25 protein-coding genes and 1 pseudogene are annotated in these 21,697 nt (G+C 42.0%); 23 read left to right on the forward strand and 3 right to left on the reverse strand.

Features of this window, described 5'->3' with window-relative positions; translation table 11 throughout:
- Positions 1-4 precede the first annotated feature (4 nt).
- A complete protein-coding gene (locus tag G593_RS0105635) occupies positions 5-409 on the reverse strand; it encodes a hypothetical protein (protein ID WP_005330784.1) in 405 nt (134 codons plus the stop codon).
- A 99-nt stretch (positions 410-508) separates the two neighbouring features.
- On the opposite strand from G593_RS0105635, the gene srtB reads away from it, so the two are divergent.
- From srtB to dnaB, 10 genes are all read left to right on the forward strand, one after another.
- Positions 509-1,354: a class B sortase gene (gene srtB, locus G593_RS0105640; protein ID WP_005340601.1), complete on the forward strand. Its 846-nt coding sequence runs from the start codon at positions 509-511 to the stop codon at positions 1,352-1,354.
- Between the two features lie 77 nt (positions 1,355-1,431).
- Positions 1,432-1,620 (forward strand): DUF951 domain-containing protein, encoded by a 189-nt coding sequence (locus G593_RS0105645; protein WP_005340599.1) that lies wholly within the window; start codon positions 1,432-1,434, stop codon positions 1,618-1,620.
- Positions 1,621-1,748: 128 nt separating this feature from the next.
- Positions 1,749-2,036, forward strand: a complete 288-nt coding sequence (gene rpsF, locus G593_RS0105650) for a 30S ribosomal protein S6 (RefSeq protein ID WP_005340598.1) — start codon at positions 1,749-1,751, stop codon at positions 2,034-2,036.
- 21 nt (positions 2,037-2,057) lie between these two features.
- On the forward strand, positions 2,058-2,522 hold the full coding sequence (locus G593_RS0105655; RefSeq protein ID WP_005340597.1) for a single-stranded DNA-binding protein: 465 nt from the start codon (positions 2,058-2,060) through the stop codon (positions 2,520-2,522).
- 45 nt (positions 2,523-2,567) lie between these two features.
- Positions 2,568-2,834 (forward strand): 30S ribosomal protein S18, encoded by a 267-nt coding sequence (gene rpsR / locus G593_RS0105660; protein WP_005330794.1) that lies wholly within the window; start codon positions 2,568-2,570, stop codon positions 2,832-2,834.
- A 221-nt stretch (positions 2,835-3,055) separates the two neighbouring features.
- Positions 3,056-3,964: a nucleotidyltransferase family protein gene (locus G593_RS0105665; RefSeq protein ID WP_005330796.1), complete on the forward strand. Its 909-nt coding sequence runs from the start codon at positions 3,056-3,058 to the stop codon at positions 3,962-3,964.
- 157 nt (positions 3,965-4,121) lie between these two features.
- A complete protein-coding gene (galE, locus tag G593_RS0105670) occupies positions 4,122-5,141 on the forward strand; it encodes a UDP-glucose 4-epimerase GalE (protein ID WP_029731060.1) in 1,020 nt (339 codons plus the stop codon).
- A 5-nt stretch (positions 5,142-5,146) separates the two neighbouring features.
- Positions 5,147-7,213 carry a DHH family phosphoesterase gene (locus tag G593_RS0105675; protein ID WP_029731061.1) on the forward strand — a complete coding sequence of 689 codons (2,067 nt, stop codon included), beginning with the start codon at positions 5,147-5,149 and terminating at the stop codon, positions 7,211-7,213.
- Positions 7,214-7,215: 2 nt separating this feature from the next.
- Complete coding sequence (gene rplI, locus G593_RS0105680; protein WP_005330803.1) at positions 7,216-7,665, forward strand: 50S ribosomal protein L9; 450 nt, start codon at positions 7,216-7,218, stop codon at positions 7,663-7,665.
- Between the two features lie 13 nt (positions 7,666-7,678).
- Entirely contained in the window at positions 7,679-9,019 is a 1,341-nt protein-coding gene (dnaB, locus tag G593_RS0105685; RefSeq protein WP_005330805.1) for a replicative DNA helicase, read from the forward strand.
- On the opposite strand, the gene G593_RS0105690 is transcribed toward dnaB, so the two are convergent.
- Entirely contained in the window at positions 9,002-9,358 is a 357-nt protein-coding gene (locus G593_RS0105690; RefSeq protein ID WP_029731062.1) for a hypothetical protein, read from the reverse strand. The two genes, dnaB and G593_RS0105690, sit on opposite strands and share 18 nt — an antisense overlap.
- A 171-nt stretch (positions 9,359-9,529) precedes the next feature.
- Positions 9,530-9,700 (reverse strand): DUF362 domain-containing protein, encoded by a 171-nt coding sequence (locus tag G593_RS0105695; protein WP_005330808.1) that lies wholly within the window; start codon positions 9,698-9,700, stop codon positions 9,530-9,532.
- Positions 9,701-9,942: 242 nt separating this feature from the next.
- Here G593_RS0105695 and G593_RS0105700 point away from each other — a divergent pair, with 242 nt between their 5' ends.
- From G593_RS0105700 to G593_RS0105760, 13 genes and pseudogenes are all read left to right on the forward strand, one after another.
- The gene (locus tag G593_RS0105700; RefSeq protein ID WP_029731063.1) at positions 9,943-11,127 is read left to right on the forward strand and encodes a substrate-binding domain-containing protein; all 1,185 of its coding nucleotides are present in this window, start codon (positions 9,943-9,945) and stop codon (positions 11,125-11,127) included.
- Positions 11,128-11,138: 11 nt separating this feature from the next.
- Entirely contained in the window at positions 11,139-11,933 is a 795-nt protein-coding gene (gene rlmB, locus G593_RS0105705; RefSeq protein WP_029731064.1) for a 23S rRNA (guanosine(2251)-2'-O)-methyltransferase RlmB, read from the forward strand.
- A gap of 219 nt (positions 11,934-12,152) precedes the next feature.
- Positions 12,153-12,599 carry an NfeD family protein gene (locus G593_RS0105710; RefSeq protein WP_005340590.1) on the forward strand — a complete coding sequence of 149 codons (447 nt, stop codon included), beginning with the start codon at positions 12,153-12,155 and terminating at the stop codon, positions 12,597-12,599.
- A complete protein-coding gene (locus G593_RS0105715) occupies positions 12,596-13,540 on the forward strand; it encodes an SPFH domain-containing protein (RefSeq protein ID WP_005340589.1) in 945 nt (314 codons plus the stop codon). Before G593_RS0105710 ends, G593_RS0105715 begins: the two co-directional genes overlap by 4 nt.
- A gap of 73 nt (positions 13,541-13,613) precedes the next feature.
- On the forward strand, positions 13,614-14,606 hold the full coding sequence (gene argF / locus G593_RS0105720; RefSeq protein WP_005340588.1) for an ornithine carbamoyltransferase: 993 nt from the start codon (positions 13,614-13,616) through the stop codon (positions 14,604-14,606).
- A gap of 72 nt (positions 14,607-14,678) precedes the next feature.
- Positions 14,679-15,659 (forward strand): biotin--[acetyl-CoA-carboxylase] ligase, encoded by a 981-nt coding sequence (locus G593_RS0105725; RefSeq protein WP_029731065.1) that lies wholly within the window; start codon positions 14,679-14,681, stop codon positions 15,657-15,659.
- Between the two features lie 90 nt (positions 15,660-15,749).
- A complete protein-coding gene (locus G593_RS0105730) occupies positions 15,750-16,082 on the forward strand; it encodes a DUF6145 family protein (protein WP_005330822.1) in 333 nt (110 codons plus the stop codon).
- Entirely contained in the window at positions 16,083-16,853 is a 771-nt protein-coding gene (locus G593_RS0105735; RefSeq protein WP_029731066.1) for a type III pantothenate kinase, read from the forward strand.
- Positions 16,854-16,944: 91 nt separating this feature from the next.
- Entirely contained in the window at positions 16,945-17,901 is a 957-nt protein-coding gene (gene dusB / locus G593_RS0105740) for a tRNA dihydrouridine synthase DusB (RefSeq protein ID WP_022278685.1), read from the forward strand.
- 147 nt (positions 17,902-18,048) lie between these two features.
- Positions 18,049-18,531, forward strand: a complete 483-nt coding sequence (gene greA, locus G593_RS0105745; protein ID WP_005330829.1) for a transcription elongation factor GreA — start codon at positions 18,049-18,051, stop codon at positions 18,529-18,531.
- A 24-nt stretch (positions 18,532-18,555) separates the two neighbouring features.
- Positions 18,556-20,037 (forward strand): annotated as a pseudogene (gene lysS / locus G593_RS0105750) (lysine--tRNA ligase); the annotation flags it as partial.
- A 225-nt stretch (positions 20,038-20,262) separates the two neighbouring features.
- On the forward strand, positions 20,263-20,868 hold the full coding sequence (locus G593_RS0105755) for a helix-turn-helix domain-containing protein (protein ID WP_003525258.1): 606 nt from the start codon (positions 20,263-20,265) through the stop codon (positions 20,866-20,868).
- Positions 20,869-20,976: 108 nt separating this feature from the next.
- Positions 20,977-21,642: a phosphatase PAP2 family protein gene (locus G593_RS0105760; protein ID WP_022156502.1), complete on the forward strand. Its 666-nt coding sequence runs from the start codon at positions 20,977-20,979 to the stop codon at positions 21,640-21,642.
- Positions 21,643-21,697 lie beyond the last annotated feature (55 nt).

Below are 21,697 nucleotides of genomic sequence, written 5' to 3' on the forward strand. Positions count from 1 at the left end.
TTACTTAGCTCTTCTTGATAAATGTTGTGTTACATTTCGGACAGCGGATTTCAATACGGCCTTTGCCTTTTGGTACACGTATTTTCTGTTTACAAGTCGGACATTTGTAAATGTGATGTGTCTTTCTCTGTGCCATTATACTTTTCTGTGAGGCGAAGAAATGTCGAACTTTCGCTGTTTTTGCCAGATAAGCCTGGTTCTCACAGGCACGTTTATAAGTTTGTCTTGAGAACATACGGAAATATGTGTAGATCAAAAGTGCCCAGCACAGCAGGGATAATACACTCCCCAGTCTTGCAGGTACAAAGTTCGCCAAAAGCATCAGTACTAAAGAGACTATAATTGTAAATTTCCCAAAGGAATCTAATCCATATCTTCCATACATAAAGCGTTGTAATTTTTCTTTCATCAGTATCGTCCTCCTATGTAAATATCATACGCGCAGGCAAAAGAAAGTCAATAAACTGCAAATTAAAAAATTATAAAATAATTGCAGCAGGTAACGCAGATGTGCTACTATAGAGGAATAAAAAAGGAGCAGCGTATGAGTAAGAATAGAAGAAGACCACATCGTGGCCGCAGAGAAAAGAAAAAGAAAGCCGGCATGTTATCCAATATCATCCTGATCGTGGCACTGGCTGTATTTTGCGTTTCGGCCTTTCAACTTGTGAAGATTGTCGGAGGTTATGCAAAAGGCCGTGATGAATATAAGAAGATTCAGAGCATTGCGCTTAATAAAGAAGACAGTGAGCCGGAAAAAGGCTTTTCTGTTAATTTTGATGAATTAAAAGGAATCAATCCGGATACAGTCGGGTGGATCCGTTTTTACCCGGAGCCATCAATTATTAATTATCCGATTGTTCAGACAACAGATAATGAAAAATATTTACACAAAACATTTTCGGAAAATGATAATACACTTGGAACGATTTTTTTGAATGCGGACAATAATGCAAATTTCAATGATCGTAATTCAATCATATATGGGCATCGTATGAAGGACGGTTCTATGTTTCGAAAGTTAGATGAATATAAAGAGAAATCTTTCTGGGAAGCAAATCCGTATTTTTACATTTACACGCCGGACGGAAGAGAGATTGTATATCATATTTACAGTGCGGCGACAGTCAAGGATACAGACGATGTGTATCTGACAGGCTTCGAGAACGACGAAGCATATCAGTCTTACCTGGATATGACGAAGCGGATCGCGATTTATGATACGGGTGTGGAAGTGACGACTGCAGATTCCGTTGTGACACTATCAACATGTACAAGCGCCAGCGACGAGCACCGATTTGTAGTGATTGGAGTAAAAGAACAAGAAAATCAAATGGGACAGACAAAGAATTAAGAAATGTCTGGACAGCAAAAATTATTCAGAAAATAGAAAAAGTTGAAGACCCGGCAGATTACAAGGGAGGGGACAGCATGGGATATAATTATGAAGTCGGCGATATAGTAACATTGAAAAAACCACATCCTTGTGGAAGCAAAGAGTGGGAGATATTACGTGTAGGTGCGGATTTTCGATTGAAATGTATGGGATGCGGACATCAGATTATGACAGCACGGAAACTGGTCGAAAAAAATACAAAAGATTTGAAGAAAAAGGCTTGAAATCGGGAATCTTATATGATATAGTAGATAACCGTGATACAATATTTTTCTGCCCATTTAAGGGTGGAATTCCTTGCTCCCACATAAGCGGGCGGGGGCCAAAAGACCAGAAGGAGGTGCAGGACGACATGAATAAGTATGAATTAGCTGTTGTTGTCAGTGCAAAAATCGAAGATGACGAGAGAGCTCAGGTTATCGAGAAAGTAAAGGCTTTAGTAGAGCGTTTCGGTGGCAAGATCTCTGACGTTGATGAGAGCGGTAAGAAGAGATTAGCTTACGAGATTCAGAAAATGAAAGAAGCATATTACTACTTCATCCACTTCGATGCTGAGGCTGATGTTCCAGGCGAGATCGAGCAGAGAATCCGCATTATGGACAATGTCATCAGATATTTATGCGTAAGACAGGAAGCATAATCAGGAAGAAGAGGTAATTATATGAATAAAGTTATTTTGATGGGACGCCTGACCAGAGATCCAGAAGTGAGATATTCACAGGGTGGAGAGAATTCTCTGGCAATTGCGAGATATACGTTGGCAGTAGACAGAAGATTCAAACGTAATGGTGATGATCAGACTGCTGACTTCATCGGTTGCGTTGCGTTTGGACGAAACGCTGAGTTCGCTGAGAAGTATTTCCGTCAGGGACTGAAGGTTGTTGTGACCGGACGTATCCAGACAGGAAGCTACACGAACAAAGATGGACAGAAGGTGTATACAACAGACGTTGTAGTGGAAGAACAGGAATTTGCTGAGAGCAAAGCTACAAGTGATGCCAATGCGGGAAGTTTTTCCCATGCAGGTGGTTTCCAGCAGGCACCGGCTCCGACGCCGGCAGCTGATGCAGGTGACGGCTTCATGAATATTCCGGATGGAATTGATGAAGAACTCCCATTTAACTAAGGTTCGTTGAATTTAGAAGATTCAAAGTATTAGGAGGCAAATAAAATGGCTTACGATAAAGCAGCTCGTCCAGAGGGCGGATTCAAAAGAAGAAATCCAGGACGCAGAAGAAAAAAAGTATGCGTATTCTGTGGTAAAGAGAATAACGAGATCGATTACAAAGATGTAGCAAAGTTAAGAAAGTATGTTTCTGAGAGAGGAAAAATCCTTCCAAGAAGAATTACAGGAAACTGTGCAAAACATCAGAGAGCTCTTACAGTAGCAATCAAGAGAGCTCGTCACGTTGCATTAATGCCATACGTGCAGGATTAATCAGTAGTTAATATTTGCCGTCACATCCATAAGGATGTGGCGGTTTTTGCATAGTAGAGAATTTTTACTATGCAAAAAGTATTATACAAAAAGCTTCTGACAGAAATATATACAAATAGACGTGACTTCAAAAGTATGGTATGATTTCTGTAAGTGAGTATTGTTATGTCAAAAAGAATATCGTAATTACGAAAGTTCAAACAGGAGGTATGTAATAAATTATGAAGAAACCAGTATTAGTAATTATGGCGGCAGGAATGGGAAGCCGTTACGGTGGACTGAAACAGATTGATCCGGTGGATGCGAAAGGACGCATCATTATGGATTTTTCCATCTTTGATGCAAAACGCGCTGGATTTGAGAAGGTAATTTTTATCATTAAGAAAGAGCAGGAAGACTTATTCCGCGAGGCAGTTGGCGACCGCGTGTCAGAATACATGGAAGTGTCTTATGCATATCAGGAAATCAATAATATTCCGGCAGGTTTTCAGGTGCCGGAAGGACGTGTGAAACCATGGGGAACAGCACATGCAGTTTATAGCTGTAAGGACATGATCGATGGCCCGTTTGCAGTTATCAATGCAGACGATTATTATGGAAGAGAGGCGTTCCAGCTCATTTATGATTATCTGAATAGCCATGAAGACGATGATAAGTTCCGTTACACTATGGTAGGCTACAAGCTTTGCAACACTGTTACAGAAAATGGATATGTATCCCGTGGTGTGTGTGAGATGAACGAGGCTGGGGAACTGATCGGAATTCGTGAAAGAACACGTATTGAGCATCATGAGAACGGAATAGCATTTACAGAAGATGACGGTGCTACATGGACACATCTAGACGATGACACAACGGTTTCTATGAATATGTGGGGATTCTCAAAAAGTATTCTTGATGAGATTGAGAAAGGATTCCCGGCATTCCTTGAGAAGGGACTGAAAGAGAACCCTATGAAATGTGAATATTATCTGCCGGGAGTAGTCAGCGACCTGTTAGGAGAGAATCGTGCGACAGTTGCAGTTCTGAAATCAGCAGACAAATGGTATGGAGTTACATACAAAGAAGACAAACCGGTTGTTATGGAAGCAATCCGCAAGATGGAAGAAGAAGGACTGTACCCGGCTTAAAATATGTAAAGTTGCCGAAGCAATTGGGAAGTGCTATAATAAGACAAAAATGAAACTTCTTGATATCAGTTCAGAAAGCAGAAATTGATATTGAGTGGAAAAATCATTACAAAGTAATGGAAGGTAAGATATCAATTCTTATATGGAGGAGATTAAGATGGCAAAAATATTAATTACAGGTGGAGCAGGATATATTGGAAGTCATACTGCATTGGAACTTTTGAAGGAGGGTTACGAGGTAGTTGTATATGATAATCTCTGCAACTCCTCCCAGGAGTCTATGAAGCGCGTAGAAGAGCTTACAGGTAAGACAATCACGTTTTACGAGGGAGATATTCTGAACGCTGAAACTTTAAAAGCCATGTTTGAAAAAGAGCAGGTAGATGCAGTTATTCACTGTGCAGCGCTTAAAGCAGTCGGAGAATCTGTAAGAAAGCCTCTGGAATATTATCAAAATAATATTACAGGAACACTGACACTTATGAAAGTCATGCGCGAAGTTGGCGTGAAGAATATTGTATTTAGTTCTTCTGCAACTGTATATGGTAATCCGGAGACAATGCCGATCACAGAGGACTGCCCGAAAGGACAGTGTACGAATCCATATGGCTGGACAAAATCTATGATGGAGCAGATTATGACAGACGTTCAGGCTGCTGATCCGGAATGGAATGTAGTATTACTCCGTTACTTTAATCCGGTCGGAGCACATGAGAGCGGACGGATCGGGGAAGATCCGAAAGGAATCCCGAACAATCTGATGCCATACATTTCTCAGGTGGCAGTTGGAAAACTTGAAAAATTAGGAGTATTTGGTGATGATTATGATACACCGGACGGCACAGGAGTACGTGATTACATTCACGTTGTGGATCTGGCAGTTGGTCATGTAAAAGCAATCAAATACATTTTCTCGAATCCGGGACTGGATATCATCAATCTGGGAACAGGTGTTGGTTATTCTGTATTGGATATGGTAAAAGCATTTAGCGAGGCATGTGGAAAAGAAATTCCATATGAAATCAAACCGAGACGTGAAGGAGATATTGCAATGTGCTATGCGGATCCTTCGAAAGCTGCGAAAGTACTTGGCTGGAAGGCTGAGAGAGGTCTGGAACAGATGTGCGAAGATGCATGGCGCTGGCAGTCACAGAACCCGGAGGGTTATAGAGGATAAAGACTATGGATAAAGGCTTGAGCAAGAAGCGAGGGGCGCATATCAGTGGCAGACTGAAGAACTACATGCGTTGGCCGATCGCGATGGCGATCATGCTTCTCCTATTGAATTTGTGGATCTATTGCATTGATATCAAAGCCGGTACACTCATGTTGATATTTATGCTGATTTATATAGTCGGCATTGGGATTCTGTATGGATACAGCCGATCACTGATCATGAAAGATTTGATTGAATTTGCAGCTCAGTATGGTGTTGTACAGAATACGCTTTTAAAGGAATTATCTGTTCCATATGCAATTCTTCTGGAGGACGGACAGCTTTTGTGGATGAATGATCAGTTTGAACGGTTGTTTGGAGATAAAGCGCAGAAAGATAAGTATTTGAGCAGATATATACCAGAGCTGAACCGGAGCATTTTCCCAAAAGAAGAAAATGACGTGGTAGAGATGGATGTCTACTATGAGGACCGTGAGTATAAGGCGGAATTAAGACGTGTGTCTGTGGAAGGATTCAGCGAGACAGAGCAACTCCTGGAATTGCCGGCAGAGCGAGAGTATTTTATTGCGGTTTACCTTCAGGATGTGACGGAACTGAACCGGTATATTAAGGAAAATGAAGAGCAGCGGCTGGTTGCAGGCTTGATCTATATTGATAATTATGATGAAGTCATGAATAGTGTAGAGGAAGTCAGACAGTCACTTTTAGTTGCGCTGGTGGATCGCAAGATCAACCAGTATGTTGCAAAAGCAGACGGAATCGTAAAGAAAACCGAGACGGACAAATATTTTATTGCTTTGAAGAAGCAAGAGTTCAAGAGACTGGAGGATGACAAATTCTCTCTTCTTGAGGATGTAAAAACAGTCAATATCGGTAATCAGATTCCATTGACACTGAGTATTGGTCTGGGACTCAGTGCGGGTAATTATTCCCAAAGTTATAATTATGCCCGTGTTGCCATTGATCTGGCTCTTGCCAGAGGCGGCGATCAGGCTGTTATCAAAGACTGCCATGGTATTACATATTATGGCGGCAAGCGTGAGATGACTGCAAAGAACACGCGTGTCAAAGCCCGTGTTAAAGCAGAAGCATTGCGAGAGTATATTACAGTCAATGACAAGATATTTGTCATGGGACATACACTGACAGATGTAGATTCTTTTGGTGCAGCTATCGGTATCTGCAGAGCGGCAAATGCTCTTGGGAAAAAGGCAAATGTGGTGATCAATGAGGTGTCAGCATCTCTTAGACCGCTCTATAATATGTATATTGATAATCCGTCTTACCCGGACGATCTGTTCCTGACATCAGAACAGGCATTGAACCTGGCGGATGAGAATTCCATGGTCGTAGTTGTGGATACGAACCGCCCGAAGATGGTAGAATGTGAAGAACTTTTGTATCTGGCAAAGACGATTGTCGTACTGGATCATCACCGTCAGAGCAGTGATAGTATTGATAACGCATTATTGTCTTATATTGAACCTTATGCTTCGTCAGCATGTGAGATGGTATCTGAGATCCTGCAGTACATTGTAGATGATATTCAGATTCCGAATCTGGAGGCAAGCAGTATGTATGCCGGTATCATGATCGATACGAACAGTTTTATGAATCGTACCGGAGTGCGTACATTTGAAGCGGCAGCATTTCTCAGAAGATCCGGAGCAGATATCACACTTGTGCGTAAGATGTTCAGGGATGACATGGAAGGATACCGCGCAAAAGCTGCAATTATCAGCAACGCAGAGGTATATCAGAAAAAATTTGCCATTGCGACAGGTACAGATCTTCAGGTGGAGAGTCCGACAATCATCGGAGCACAGGCGGCAAATGAACTTTTGGATATCAGTGAGATTAAAGCGTCCTTTGTATTGACAGAATATAATGGAAAGATTTATGTGAGTGCCCGTTCCATCGATGAAGTCAATGTTCAGGTCATTATGGAAAAGTTAGGAGGCGGCGGTCATATGAATGCTTCGGGAGCGCAGTTCAATCATACGGATATGGACGAGGCTGTTGCATGTCTGAAGCAGGTTCTGGATAATATGATAAAAGAAGGAGATATATAGACATGAAGGTTATTTTGAAAGAAGACGTAAAAGCCCTTGGGAAAAAAGGGGATGTAGTAGAGGTAAGTGACGGATACGCAAGAAACTTTATCCTGAAGACAGGAAAAGGTGTAGAAGCGAACGGTAAGAATTTAAATGATTTGAAACTTAAGAAGGCGAATGATGATAAAGTAGCACAGGAACACTATGAGGCTGCTGTAGAATTAGGAAAGAAGATCGAGGCAGGTAAGATCCAGGTTTCCATCAAAACCGGAGAAGGCGGAAAAGTATTTGGCTCTGTATCCTCCAAAGAAATTGCAGCAGAGGTAAAATCTCAGCTTGGGCTGGAAGTAGATAAAAAGAAAGTGCAGTTAAAAGATCCGATTAAATCTCTTGGAACACACAATGTGCCGATTAAATTACATCCAAAGGTAACTACAGAGCTGAAAGTTGTAGTTACAGAGGAAGCTTAGGAGGAAACCGTACATGGAAGAGGCACTCATTAAGCGGGTCATGCCCCACAGTGTCGAAGCGGAACAGTCAGTAGTCGGAGCGATGCTGATGGACAAGGATGCGATCACCACTGCATCAGAGATCATCAGTGGTCAGGATTTTTATCAGACATCTTACGGAGTGGTATTTGATTCCATGGTGGAACTTTTTAACGAAGGAAAGCCGGTCGATCTGGTCACACTTCAGGAACGTCTGAAAGAAAAAGATGTACCGCCGGAGATTTCCAGTCTGGAATTTGTAAGGGATCTGGTCAATGCAGTACCGACCTCTGCAAATGTAAAATATTATGCGGAGATCGTGGCAGATAAGGCAATGATGCGAAAACTTATCAAGCTGACCGAGTCAATTGCAAATACTTGTTATGTCGGGAAAGAATCTCTTCCGGTAATTATGGAACAGACGGAGAAATCGGTATTTGAATTATTACAGCACCGCAATACCGGAGATTATGTTCCAATCAAAGATGTTGTATTAAATGCGCTGGAACGAATCGAGAAAGCTTCAAAGAATAAAGGAACTGTTACAGGAATCCCGACAGGATTTATTGATTTAGATTACAAATTATCCGGCCTTCAGCCGTCAGATCTTGTTCTTGTAGCGGCCCGTCCGTCTATGGGTAAGACAGCGTTCGTACTGAATATTGCCCAGTATGTTGCATTTAAGAAAAATAAAGGTGTTGCCATTTTCAGTCTTGAGATGTCAAAGGAACAGTTGGTGAACCGTATGTTTTCTCTGGAATCTCAGGTAGATGCACAGGCACTTCGAACCGGTAATCTAAAAGATTCTGAGTGGGAGAAGCTGATCGAAGGAGCCGGAATTATCGGAAAGTCACATCTTGTGATTGACGATACACCAGGTATTTCCGTATCCGAACTTCGTTCAAAATGTAGGAAATATAAACTGGAGCAGGATCTTCAGCTTGTCATCATTGACTACTTGCAGTTGATGAGTGGAAGTGTAGGTGGGAAATCCGAGTCCAGACAGCAGGAGATTTCTGAAATCTCACGTTCACTAAAAGCTCTTGCAAGAGAGTTAAATGTACCGGTCATTGCATTGTCACAGCTCAGCCGTGCGGTAGAGTCGAGACCGGATAAGCGTCCGATGCTTTCTGACCTCCGTGAGTCCGGAGCTATCGAGCAGGATGCCGACGTTGTAATGTTTATTTATCGTGATGAGTATTATAATAAAGATTCCGAATTTAAGAAACAGGCCGAGATTATTATAGCAAAACAGAGAAACGGTCCGGTAGGGACCGTTAATCTGGCTTGGCTTGGTGAATACACGAAGTTTGCAAATTTAAGCAGGCAGGAATAGCCGTTTTAATTTGCTGATTGGACCAGCTTCAGCTGCAGCTTTCCGATAGGATTGCTGTTGCCTGATGAGCTGGTCTATTTTTTTAAACTGTTCTTCCTCCTGCCGTTCCTTTGCATCCAACAGAAAAGACATTTCCCGACTGAACATCTGCATCAAGACTTCGTTATTGTTTTCCAGCATTCTTTTCATATGTAATTGCTCACGAGTGCGCCGGATATCAGGAATGACGGCTTTTAGTTCTTCAAAAGGGACTCCTTGTTCATAGAGTTCTTTAATACAGCCGTAAAGCCTGGCATCGTCCCGGGTCTCTTTTCTTAGTTGTTCCAGAGCATTGCCCATAATAAAACCCCCTTATTCAATTAAGATTTCTTTGCAAAAGGATAGATTTCCTTTGCCTGTCCCAAGAATAGCATATGAAAAGTGCAAAAAAAGTCAAAACGTGGGGCAAGAAAAAAGAATGTTCCTGAACCGGAACATTCTTTTTGTGTTAAATCTTATATGTGTGGAATCTTATGCCTCGGAAATTGCTCCTACTGGGCACTGTGCTGCACATGCACCACAGTCGATACAAGCATCAGCGTTGATCTCGTATTTGCCATCTCCTTCAGAAATAGCGCTTACTGGACATTCTGCTTCGCAGCTTCCACATGAAATACAATCGTCTCCAATTACGTGTGCCATGGGTAATTACCTCCTTTTTAATAAATATGTTGAATAGACGTAGACATTTTCGTCTGCTACTATCATAATACAAAAAAATCAATTATACAAGCAGTATATTGTGAAAAAAATAATCAATAAGACATGTGAGAGAAATATTTAAGAAATTCTTTAAAAAAAAATTCAAGCTTTTTTCATGAATATGGTGTATAGTGTTTAAGTAGAAAATAAGATGCATGATAATTGTTAAGGGGATTGGTATTATGAAGAAAAGATGCAAGATGATCATCGCACTGCTTAGTGCAGCTATGGTGCTGACTGCATGTGCGCAAAATACATCAGACACAGATAGCAATAAGGCAAATGATACAAAGACGCAGGATACTTCAAAAGATGCGGCACAAGATGATACGGAGACAGAAAAGACGAAGGAATATCAGGCAAAGCTGGACATGATCGAACCTTCTGCATACAGAGATGCCAGCGGATTATCGCTTGAAGAAGGCGCTTATATTTCCATTATTGGAAAAGGGACAAATGACGATTTCTGGGTGCAGGTAAAAAAAGGTGCCGAGCAGGCAGGTAAAGATATCAATGAGCAGCTTGGCTACAAAGGGAAAAAAGCAGTCAAGGTCGTGTATAGCGGTCCATCTGATAAGGGGAATGTGGATGAGCAGGTTAATATTCTGGATGAGGAGTTATCCCGTTATCCGGCAGCTTTGGCAATTTCTATTGCAGACGCCAAAGCATGCGAAGTGCAGTTCGATCAAGCCGGTTGGAATGGGACACCAATTGTAACATTTGATTCAAGCAGTGATTATCCGGGAATCAGTGCATTTGTCTCAACAGATAACAGTGCAAGTGCAACAGAAGCAGCAAACCGACTGGCGGAGGCAATGGGGGAATCCGGAGAAGTCATGCTTTTTATGCAGGACTCGAAATCGCAGGTAGCCCAGACAAGGGAAAATGCATTTGTAAGCCAGATTCAGAGCACATATCCGAATATCACGATTGTAGAGACATACCATATGGATCAGATTGACACTTACAAAAACCAGATGATACAGGAGTTAGCAACGGACAAGCAGGCAGCGGATATTACGGAAGAGGAAGTGATTGATTATTTGTTTGAAAAACACCCGAATGTAAAGGGATGTTTTGCAAGTAACAGTGACGCTATGGAACTGGTGCTCGATGAGATGGAGAGAAAGAATGTATCACCATTCATAGTCGGATATGATGTGAATGATGATTCGATGGAAGCATTGAAAGCAGGAAAGATTGACGGACTTGTTGTACAGAATCCGTTCGGTATGGGGTATGCGGCAACGATTGCTTCTGCAAGAGCAGCGCTGAATATGGGAAATGAAGCATTTGTCAATACAGGATATGTGTGGGTAACAAAGCAGAATCTGAATGATGAAGCGGTTCAGAGTATCCTGAATTAAGAGGAAATGATATGATTACGAGTACGTCGAATGCGAAAGTCAAACGGCTGGTGAATTTAAAAAAGAAGAAAAAGCTCAGAGATGAAGAAGGTGTCTTCCTTGTAGAAGGTATCCGCATGTTCCGGGAAGTGCCAAAAGACCGTCTGGTGGAAGTCTATGCATCGGAAGAGTTCTGGAATCGGGAGCGTAAGGCTGTAGAACAGGTATTGGCAGGAACGAAAGTGCAGCCGGAGATTCTGGCAGATTTTGTTTTTGAATATGTGTCTGACACGAAGACGCCGCAGGGGATTCTTGGCCTGGTGCGTCAGAAACAATACAGCATCACTGAGATTGTGAAGGAAAAAGGTGGGGAATTACCACTTCTTCTTGTATTGGATCAGATCCAGGATCCTGGAAATCTGGGAACCATTGTACGGACAGCAGAGGGCGCAGGAGTGACGGGGATTGTAATGAGTCAGGACTGTGTAGATATGTACAATCCGAAGGTAGTCCGTTCTACGATGGGGGCGGCTTATCGTGTACCATTCTGCTATGTGGATGATCTGGCAGAGGAAGTAAAGCAGATGAAAGAAGCAGGAATCTGCACTTATGCGGCCCATTTGGAAGGGAAAAATTCCTACGATGAAGAAGATTATCGCAAAGCCAGTGCATTTCTGATAGGAAATGAAGGAAATGGTCTCCGTGATGAGGTGGCAGATCAGGCACAGGTGTATATCCGTATTCCGATGAAGGGACAGGTAGAGTCTCTGAATGCGGCAGTGGCTACGGCAATTCTGACATTCGAGGCAGCAAGACAGAGACGATAAGATAAATAAATGATGAGAAAAAAGCAACGAATGCCGAGAGGGATTCGTTGCTTTATTATGCAAAGTATAGTAATATGATACTAAGCCGTTAAGCTGGGATTTTCCTCAAAATGACATGGAAAATGATATGGAAAAGGACAGCTTTGGAAAGCATAGAGTGATAGAAGGATTTGTGTCAGTACTATGTGCTGTGAATTTTGAATGAAGGAGGGTCAGATTATGCAGACGACGGTTATCTGGTTAAGCTTATTTGTACTGTTTCTGGTTATCGAGATCATTACGATGGGGCTTACGACTATCTGGTTCGCAGGAGGAGCATTAGTTGCATTTCTTGTGGCAGTACTGGGGTTGGGACTAGGAGTGCAGATTATAATATTTGCAATTGTATCTTTGGCACTTCTGGCAGTGACAAGACCGCTTGCCATGAAGTACTTTAACCAGGAGAGACAAAAGACCGGAGCAGAGCTTCTGATCGGACAGAAAGCACTTGTAATTGAAGAGATTGACACACTTTCGTCAAAAGGACGTGTGGAGGTGCGCGGGCAGGAGTGGGCTGCGAAGACAGATGCCCCGGAAGGAAAGATCCCAAAGAATGCAATTGTAGTAGTTGAAGGTATTCAGGGAGTGAAACTGATTGTAAGTAATGGAGAGGAGACGAAGATATGATGGCAGCAGTAATGGGAACATTTTTAGTGATTATTTTAATTATTGTTATGGTATTACTGATTTCCTGTGTGAGGATCGTAAGACAGGCGCAGGCACTTGTGATTGAGAGACTGGGAGCATACCAGGCAACGTGGGGAACCGGACTTCACTTTAAACTTCCGATCGTGGATCGTGTTGCAAGAAGAGTGGATATGAAAGAGCAGGTTGTAGATTTTGCGCCACAGCCGGTTATCACAAAAGATAATGTAACAATGAGAATCGATACCGTTGTATTTTACCAGATTACAGATCCGAAGATGTTCTGTTATGGAGTGGCAAATCCGATCATGGCGATCGAGAACCTGACAGCGACAACTCTTCGTAATATTATCGGAGATCTGGAGCTGGATCAGACACTGACTTCCCGCGAAACGATTAATACGAAGATGCGGGCATCTCTGGATGTGGCAACAGATCCATGGGGAATCAAAGTGAACCGTGTAGAGCTTAAGAATATTATTCCTCCGGCAGCTATCCAAGATGCCATGGAAAAGCAGATGAAAGCAGAGCGCGAGAGACGTGAAGCAATCTTACGTGCAGAGGGAGAAAAAAAATCTACGATTCTTGTTGCAGAGGGACATAAAGAATCTGCAATTCTGGATGCTGAGGCTGAGAAGCAGGCTGCAATCTTACGTGCAGAGGCGCAGAAAGAGGCTATGATTCGTGAGGCAGAAGGTCAGGCTGAGGCAATTATGAAAGTACAGCAGGCAAATGCAGACGGTATCCGCTTCCTGAAAGAAGCAGGAGCAGACGAGGCAGTTCTTACAATGAAGAGCCTGGAAGCATTTGAAAAAGCTGCAGATGGAAAGGCTACAAAGATTATTATTCCATCTGAGATCCAGGGAATCGCAGGACTGGTGAAGAGCATCAAAGAAGTCGCAGTTGATGATACACAGAAATAATAAATATGACAGAATGACAGCAAGCCGGATAAGAGACGGCTTGTAAATATACAGAAAGAAGGACATAAGAGAGATGGATTTAAGGGGAAGAAATTTTCTGACACTGAAAGATTTTACACCAGAGGAGATCACATACATGCTGGATCTTGCGGCAGATCTCAAGGATAAGAAGAAAAAAGGTATTCCGGTCGATAAATACAGAGGCATGAATGTAGCGCTGATTTTTGAAAAGACAAGTACAAGAACACGTTGTGCATTTGAAGTGGCAGCACATGACATGGGCATGGGAACAACTTATCTTGATCCGACAGGATCACAGATCGGCAAGAAAGAAAGTATTGAAGACACAGCAAGAGTTCTCGGAAGAATGTTCGATGGAATTGAGTACCGTGGATTTGGTCAGGAGATTGTAGAAGACCTTGCAAAATATGCAGGAGTTCCAGTATGGAACGGACTGACAAATGAGTATCACCCGACACAGATGCTGGCAGATATGTTGACGATCCGTGAGCATTTCGGACATTTAAAAGGAATAAAACTGGTGTACATGGGTGATGCAAGATACAATATGGGTAACTCTCTTATGATCGCATGTGCGAAACTGGGAATGCATTTTGTAGCATGTACCTCTAAGAATTATTTCCCAAATGCAGAGCTTGTTGAAACTTGCCAGGGATATGCAAAGGAAAGCGGAGCAACCATCACTCTGACAGAAGATGTAGAGAGCGGAACAAAAGATGCAGATGTTATCTACACAGATGTATGGGTATCTATGGGAGAGCCTGACGAAGTCTGGGAGGAGCGTATCCGCGAGTTGTCACCATATAAAGTAACAAAGAAAGTTATGGAGAATGCAGGAGAGAAAGCAATCTTCCTTCACTGCCTGCCGGCATTCCATGATCTGAAGACAAAGATTGGCAAACAGATTTACGAGAAATATGGTCTGACAGATATGGAAGTTACAGACGAAGTATTCGAGTCTTCCCAGTCAAAAGTATTTGACGAGGCAGAGAACCGTATGCATACGATCAAAGCAGTTATGGTAGCGACACTCGGCGAGAGATAAGCATAAGATCAATGAAATGACAAGGCATTCGAGAAATGTCTGAATATAGAAAAAGATAAGAAGAGATAAAAGATGAAATCAGAAATATTACGCTTATTAAAAGAAAGTGATGATTACATCTCCGGGCAGCAGATGTGCGACAGATTCCATGTGTCCAGAACGGCTGTATGGAAAGCGATAGAACAATTAAAAAAAGAAGGTTACGAGATAGAGGCGGTGCGCAATAGAGGGTACCGCCTTCTCGAAAGTCCGGATATTATGTCAGAGGCGGAGATCCGAAGCCTTATGGATACAGAATGGGCAGGAAAGAATATCGTTTATTTTGATGAGATTGATTCTACGAATAATCGGGCAAAAGAGCTGGGTGAGAAAGACGGTGCTCATGGAACACTTTTTGTGGCAGATCGTCAGGTGGCTGGAAAAGGGAGAAGAGGCCGTGTGTGGGAATCCCCAAAAGGAATCAGCATTTATATGACAATTCTGCTCCGACCAGATCTGATACCGACAAAGGCACCGATGCTGACATTAGTTATGGCACAGAGTGTGGCAGAAGGTATCCGGGAAGTGACCGGCATGGAGACTGGAATCAAATGGCCGAACGATATTGTTATGAATAAAAAGAAAGTCTGCGGAATTTTGACAGAGATGAGCACGGAGATTGATTATATCAACTATGTGGTCATCGGTGTAGGAATCAATGTCAATCAGAAAGTATTTGACGAGGAACTGAAAGAGAAAGCCACCTCCCTTATGATTGAGACAGGGGCACCGGTAAAACGTTCCGCACTGATTGCAGCTGTCATGAAGCATTTTGAAATAAATTATGCACTTTTTATGGAAAATGGTGATTTGTCCGGATTACAGGAGAGTTATAATGAGATGCTTGTAAACCGGGGAAAAGAAGTACGGATTCTGGAGCCGGGAAATGAATATAATGCCCATGCATATGGAATCAACGAGACAGGAGAATTAATCGTACGCACACAAAAAGGCGAAGAAAAACATATATTTGCAGGAGAAGTATCTGTAAGAGGGATTTATGGGTACGTATAATCCCAGGACATAAGCTTGTGTGACGTGAGAAGCCTGACAGGATTTTGCCTGGTGTTACACGGCTTAGAAATTATAAAAAAGGAGTAGTTTATGTATCAGGATAAGGTCGTGCTTTGTGGCGCGAATTCATATGAAGAAAAATATTATCTGAACCCGGATTTTGACAGACTTCCGGATCATGTAAAGGATGAGCTGAAGATCATGTGCGTACTGTATGTAAATGATGTAGGCGGAATTCTGACACTCGTATTTGAAGAAGACGGAGAACTGTGTTTCGAAGTGACTTCCGAGGACTTTGATCCAACATTTGATGATATTGGAAGCCATCTGAAAATCAAGCAGATCCAGAGAGAAAAGCAGGATCTGTTAGAAGCACTGCAGTTGTATTACCGAGTATTTTTTCTGGGAGAGGAGATTGAATAGATGCTGTTAGTTATCGATGTTGGAAATACAAACATTACATTAGGAGTATTTAACGGTGAGAATTTGTCAGCAACATTTCGCATGACTACGAAGATACAGAGGACCTCTGATGAGTATGGAATTGCGCTAAATGAACTGATCTGGCATCAGGGATTTGAAAAGTCAGATATTGATGCCTGTATTGTAGCATCAGTTGTGCCGGACATTATGCATTCTCTTGGAAGTGCCATGATCAAATATTTCGGAATCAAGCCAATCGTAGTTTCCGCCGGAATCAAGACCGGGCTGAAGATAAAGACTGAAAATCCAAAACAGGTCGGAGCAGACCGTATTGTTGATGCAGTGGCAGCATATACACTTCACGGCGGACCAGTCATCGTGATTGATTATGGAACTGCTACAACTTACGATGTAGTAGGAGCGGATGGAACATTTGAGGCAGCAGTTATCGCTCCGGGAATCCGCACCTCTGCACAGGCAATGTGGAATCAGGCAGCAATGCTCCCGGCAGTCGAGATTAAGAAACCAGAATCAATTTTAGCAAAAGAGACCATTTCCTGTATGCAGGCCGGAATTGTATTCGGACAGATTGGGCAGACAGAGTATATCGTCAAGAAGATAAAAGAAGAGTCCGGATATGTAGATGCAAAAGTTGTAGCAAGCGGCGGTCTCGGTAAGATCATTACAAATGAGACAGATATCATCGACGTATACGATCCACAGCTTACATTAAAAGGATTACGGATGATTTACGAGAAGAATAAACGTTAAAATAATAACGGGGGGCGTAGTAAAATGCCAAAGTACTACGTCCCCAATTAGGAAAAGGGGTGTCCCTAATTAATTAAAGAGGTGTTTCAAATTGGAAATAGGAAATTTAAAATTAGAGAATCCGTACATTCTGGCTCCTATGGCAGGCGTGACAGACCTGCCTTTTCGTTTGCTCTGTAAAGAACAGGGGGCGGGGCTTTTATGTATGGAAATGATCAGTGCAAAAGCACTGCAATATAAGAACAAAAATACAAAAGTGCTACTTGCGATCCACCCGCAGGAGTATCCGGTATCATTACAGTTATTTGGTTCAGATCCTAAGATTATCAGCGAGCAGGCGAAGAGAATTGAAGACCTGCCGTTTCAGATTCTGGACATTAATATGGGGTGTCCGGTTCCAAAAGTCGTGAAGAATGGAGAGGGGTCTGCGCTCATGAAGAATCCGAAGCTGGTGTTTGAAATCGTATCACAGCTTGTGAAAGCGATTGAAAAACCAGTGACGGTTAAGATTCGAAAAGGTTTTGATGATGATCATATAAATGCGGTGGAAATCGCGAAGATTGCAGAGGAAGCTGGGGCATCAGCGGTTGCAGTTCATGGAAGAACAAGAGAACAGTATTATTCCGGCGAGGCGGATTGGGATATTATCCGTCAGGTGAAAGAGGCAGTGCATATTCCGGTTATTGGAAATGGAGATGTGACGTCTGCCGAAAAGGCAGCAAAAATGCGGAAGATCACAGGCTGTGACGGCGTGATGATAGGACGTGGTGTTCAGGGAAATCCATGGATTTTCCGAGAGCTGGCTGAGTATGACAGAACCGGAACAATTCCACCAAGACCGACACAAGAAGAAATTCGGAATATGATGCTTCGGCATGCAAGAATGCAGTTGGAATTCAAAGGAGAGTACCTTGGAATCCGGGAAATGCGTAAGCATGTGGCATGGTATGTAAAAGGAATGAAAGGTGCAGCGAAGTTCCGCGCACAGATCAATCAGGTAGAATCTTACGAAGAGCTGGAAGAATTGTTGAAGATGTTAATAAAATAGAAAGAATTTGTAATTGCAACATCATAAAAAGACTATAGACTGCGTATACTTTATCGTGCAAAATGATTGACAATAGTCGGCTGGTTTTGTATAATAATGAAATTGTGAAAGTATCTTTATTTTCAAGAAAGGGAGCAAAAGAATACCATGGAAGCAAAGAAGAAATTACTTACTTATGCAGGATTAAAAGCACTTGAAGAGGAGTTAGAGAATCTGAAAGTTGTTAAGCGTAAGGAAGTTGCTGCAAAGATAAAAGAAGCCAGAGAACAGGGAGATTTATCAGAAAATGCGGAGTATGATGCTGCAAAAGATGAGCAGCGTGATATTGAGGCTCGTATCGAGGAGCTGGAAGCAATTCTCAAGAACGCTGAAGTCGTTGTAGAAGATGAAGTTGATTTTGATAAGATTAACGTAGGATGTACAGTAAAGGCATATGACATCACATTTGACGAAGAAATCGAATTCAAATTGGTAGGTTCAACAGAGGCTAACAGTCTGGAAGGAAAGATTTCAAACGAGTCACCAGTTGGACATGCCCTGATCGGCAAGACGATTGGAGATGTTGTAGAAGTGGAGACACAGGCTGGAGTTATGCAGTACAAAGTACTGGATATTACACGTACAGTATAAGAAAAGGAAGAGAGGAGAATCGCAGTGGGAGATCAGCAGAAGAATACACAGGAACCTGACGTAAGTCAGCTTAGAAAGGTTCGTCGTGAGAAACTTGCAGATTTACAGGCAAACGGAAAGAATCCATTTGAGATCACAAAGTATGATGTGACTTGTCATGCAACAGATATTAAAGAAAATTTTGAGGAGATGGAAGGAAAACACGTATCCGTAGCAGGACGTGTGATGCAGAAGCGTGTTATGGGAAAAGCTTCTTTCTGTAACATTTTAGACCTCAGCGGAAATATTCAGTCTTATGTTGCAAGAGACAGTATCGGAGAAGAGTCATATAAGGATTTCAAGAAACTGGATATCGGAGATATCATCGGTATTGAAGGTGAAGTATTCAAGACTAAGACCGGTGAGATTTCTATCCATGCATCTGCAGTAAAACTTCTGTCTAAGAGTCTGCAGATTCTTCCAGAGAAGTTCCACGGACTGACAAACACAGATACACGTTACCGCCAGAGATATGTAGATCTGATTGTGAACCCGGAGGTTCGTGACACATTTATTAAACGTTCCAGAATTATCAGTGCAGTTCGCCGTTATCTGGACGGACAGGGATTTATGGAAGTTGAGACTCCGATGCTGGTTGCAAATGCCGGTGGAGCTGCAGCAAGACCTTTTGAGACTCATTTTAATGCACTGAATGAGGATTTGAAGCTTCGTATTTCTCTGGAACTTTACTTAAAAAGACTGATTGTTGGTGGACTTGAGAGAGTTTACGAAATTGGACGTGTATTCCGTAACGAAGGTCTTGACACAAGACACAATCCAGAATTCACTCTGATGGAGTTATATCAGGCATATACAGATTACAACGGAATGATGGATCTGACAGAGAATCTGTACCGTCACGTTGCACAGGAAGTACTTGGAACAACGAAGATTGTTTACAAGGGGATCGAGATGGATCTCGGAGAACCATTCGAGCGTATCACGATGGTAGACGCAGTTAAAAAATATGCCGGAGTTGACTGGAATGAAGTTGAGACTCTGGAGCAGGCAAGAGAACTTGCAAAAGAGCATAATTTAGAATTCGAAGAGAGACATAAGAAAGGCGATATCCTGAACCTCTTCTTCGAGGAGTATGTAGAGGAGCATTTGCTCCAGCCTACATTCGTTATGGATCACCCGGTAGAGATTTCTCCACTTACAAAGAAGAAACCGGAAAATCCAAACTATGTAGAGAGATTTGAGTTCTTTATGAATGGCTGGGAGATGGCAAATGCTTACTCTGAGTTAAATGATCCAATTGATCAGAGAGAGCGTTTCGCTGCACAGGAAGAGGCATTTGCTGCCGGAGATGAGGAAGCAAACCATACAGATGAAGACTTCCTGAATGCACTGGAGATTGGTATGCCGCCTACAGGAGGCATCGGATTCGGTATCGACCGTATGTGTATGCTTCTGACAGGAGCTGAGGCTATCCGTGATGTGCTTCTGTTCCCGACAATGAAGTCCTTACCGAACGACAAGTAAGAAAACCCCAGTATTTATGCGGGTTTCGGGACTTTCCAAACCGAATAAATTTACCTCTTTACACCAAATTTACACCAATCGGTGCTAAAAACGGTGCAGAGACTAAAAAATCGCATAATTTACGGAATGAATGGGCAGTCCCATAGTGGGATTGCCCATTTCTAATAAAGGATACATTCGTATCTGAGTGCAAAAGGAATGTTTATTATGGAATTAAGTGAAAAATTACAAGAGTTGAGGAAAGAAAAAGGACTCACGCAGGAAGAACTTGCGGAAGCGTTATTTGTGTCTCGCACTGCAATTTCTAAGTGGGAATCCGGCAGAGGAGTTCCCAATATCGAGTCATTAAAAGCAATTTCAAAGTTTTTTTCAGTGTCAATAGATGAGTTATTGTCCGGTGAAGAAATACTTAAAATTGCTGACGAGGATAATAAGCAAAAGGAAAAACATACAAGAGACTTAGTGTTTGGTTTACTCGATTGCAGTTTGATTATGTTTCTGTTTCTGCCTTTCTTTGGACAAAAGGGTGATGAGATTATAAAAGAGGTATCTTTACTTTCGCTGACAGGTACCCCGCAGTATATCAAAATACCGTATTTAATTATTGTATTTGGAATTGTACTTACAGGTGTTTTGCTTCTCGCTCTACAAAATTATGAAGCAGTGTTTTGGTTGAAACACAAACATCAAATATCCATTGTGTTAAGCACAGTTGCTACAATAGAATTTATGATAACACTTCAACCTTATGCAGCCTTTTTCACTTTTGTTTTCTTGGCGATAAAGTCTCTGATGCTGATAAAATGGCGATGATACGAAGCGTGTCGCCAATGTGACGGTGAAATTCTTTTCATTTTTATTCATTCCGCCTATATTGTAAACAGGCGAAAGCCAAATAATTATGGCAAAGGATTGATAAAAATGAAAAAAGAAAAAAGTCAAAAAGTATTGCTTTCAGGAATAGCAATGGTAGTGTTATTTATTTTGTGGACAGTGGCAATAAGCCTTATTGATGTTCAGCCCATCGGGCCACAAAACTCTTCTGTTGGATTTGCAACCTTGAACGGCTTTATCCACAGCCTGACAGGTGTGCATATGGCAATATATACCGTTACGGACTGGTTAGGACTGATACCGCTTTGCTTTATTTTGGGATTTGCGTTGCTTGGACTTATACAGCTTATTAAAAGAAAAAGCTTATTCAAGGTCGATTCCAGTATTTTGGTGTTGGGAGCATTCTATATTGTTGTAATGGCGGCATATTTGTTTTTTGAATTTTATGTTGTCAATTACCGCCCGGTATTGATTAACGGTTTTCTTGAAGCTTCGTATCCATCATCGACAACCTTGCTTGTTATGTGTGTTATGCCGACAGCTGTTATGCAGCTAAACAGTAGAATTAGAAATACAAAAATGAAAAGAGCATTTGCCTTTGCTTTAATTGCATTTACTGCTTTTATGGTAATTGGCAGGTTGATATCCGGTGTTCATTGGATTACTGATATTATTGGCGGGGCAATTTTAAGTGCGGGTTTAGTGATGATTTATTATAGTGTAACCACTCTTATTGCCCGACAGGAAAGATAAAATTCTAACTGAGGAATCACTTATTGACCTTGAGAGATATTTTCTCCCAAGGTCT

This window comes from Dorea sp. AGR2135 (genome assembly GCF_000420885.1).
GTDB lineage: Bacteria > Bacillota > Clostridia > Lachnospirales > Lachnospiraceae > Dorea > Dorea formicigenerans.

Excerpts from the sequence above, each read along its gene's own strand:
- G593_RS0105755 (WP_003525258.1), top strand. The coding sequence starts at position 20,263 with ATGGAATTAAGTGAAAAATTACAAGAGTTGAGGAAAGAAAAAGGACTC.
- rpsR (WP_005330794.1), top strand. The coding sequence starts at position 2,568 with ATGGCTTACGATAAAGCAGCTCGTCCAGAGGGCGGATTCAAAAGAAGA.
- srtB (WP_005340601.1), top strand. The coding sequence starts at position 509 with ATGTGCTACTATAGAGGAATAAAAAAGGAGCAGCGTATGAGTAAGAAT.
- rplI (WP_005330803.1), top strand. The coding sequence starts at position 7,216 with ATGAAGGTTATTTTGAAAGAAGACGTAAAAGCCCTTGGGAAAAAAGGG.
- G593_RS0105700 (WP_029731063.1), top strand. The coding sequence starts at position 9,943 with ATGAAGAAAAGATGCAAGATGATCATCGCACTGCTTAGTGCAGCTATG.
- G593_RS0105665 (WP_005330796.1), top strand. The coding sequence starts at position 3,056 with ATGAAGAAACCAGTATTAGTAATTATGGCGGCAGGAATGGGAAGCCGT.
- G593_RS0105710 (WP_005340590.1), top strand. The coding sequence starts at position 12,153 with ATGCAGACGACGGTTATCTGGTTAAGCTTATTTGTACTGTTTCTGGTT.
- G593_RS0105695 (WP_005330808.1), bottom strand. The coding sequence starts at position 9,700 with ATGGCACACGTAATTGGAGACGATTGTATTTCATGTGGAAGCTGCGAA.
- dnaB (WP_005330805.1), top strand. The coding sequence starts at position 7,679 with ATGGAAGAGGCACTCATTAAGCGGGTCATGCCCCACAGTGTCGAAGCG.
- G593_RS0105760 (WP_022156502.1), top strand. The coding sequence starts at position 20,977 with ATGAAAAAAGAAAAAAGTCAAAAAGTATTGCTTTCAGGAATAGCAATG.
- G593_RS0105735 (WP_029731066.1), top strand. The coding sequence starts at position 16,083 with ATGCTGTTAGTTATCGATGTTGGAAATACAAACATTACATTAGGAGTA.
- G593_RS0105635 (WP_005330784.1), bottom strand. The coding sequence starts at position 409 with ATGAAAGAAAAATTACAACGCTTTATGTATGGAAGATATGGATTAGAT.
- G593_RS0105730 (WP_005330822.1), top strand. The coding sequence starts at position 15,750 with ATGTATCAGGATAAGGTCGTGCTTTGTGGCGCGAATTCATATGAAGAA.
- G593_RS0105715 (WP_005340589.1), top strand. The coding sequence starts at position 12,596 with ATGATGGCAGCAGTAATGGGAACATTTTTAGTGATTATTTTAATTATT.
- greA (WP_005330829.1), top strand. The coding sequence starts at position 18,049 with ATGGAAGCAAAGAAGAAATTACTTACTTATGCAGGATTAAAAGCACTT.
- G593_RS0105655 (WP_005340597.1), top strand. The coding sequence starts at position 2,058 with ATGAATAAAGTTATTTTGATGGGACGCCTGACCAGAGATCCAGAAGTG.
- rpsF (WP_005340598.1), top strand. The coding sequence starts at position 1,749 with ATGAATAAGTATGAATTAGCTGTTGTTGTCAGTGCAAAAATCGAAGAT.
- G593_RS0105675 (WP_029731061.1), top strand. The coding sequence starts at position 5,147 with ATGGATAAAGGCTTGAGCAAGAAGCGAGGGGCGCATATCAGTGGCAGA.
- galE (WP_029731060.1), top strand. The coding sequence starts at position 4,122 with ATGGCAAAAATATTAATTACAGGTGGAGCAGGATATATTGGAAGTCAT.
- rlmB (WP_029731064.1), top strand. The coding sequence starts at position 11,139 with ATGATTACGAGTACGTCGAATGCGAAAGTCAAACGGCTGGTGAATTTA.
- G593_RS0105690 (WP_029731062.1), bottom strand. The coding sequence starts at position 9,358 with ATGGGCAATGCTCTGGAACAACTAAGAAAAGAGACCCGGGACGATGCC.
- G593_RS0105725 (WP_029731065.1), top strand. The coding sequence starts at position 14,679 with ATGAAATCAGAAATATTACGCTTATTAAAAGAAAGTGATGATTACATC.
- argF (WP_005340588.1), top strand. The coding sequence starts at position 13,614 with ATGGATTTAAGGGGAAGAAATTTTCTGACACTGAAAGATTTTACACCA.
- G593_RS0105645 (WP_005340599.1), top strand. The coding sequence starts at position 1,432 with ATGGGATATAATTATGAAGTCGGCGATATAGTAACATTGAAAAAACCA.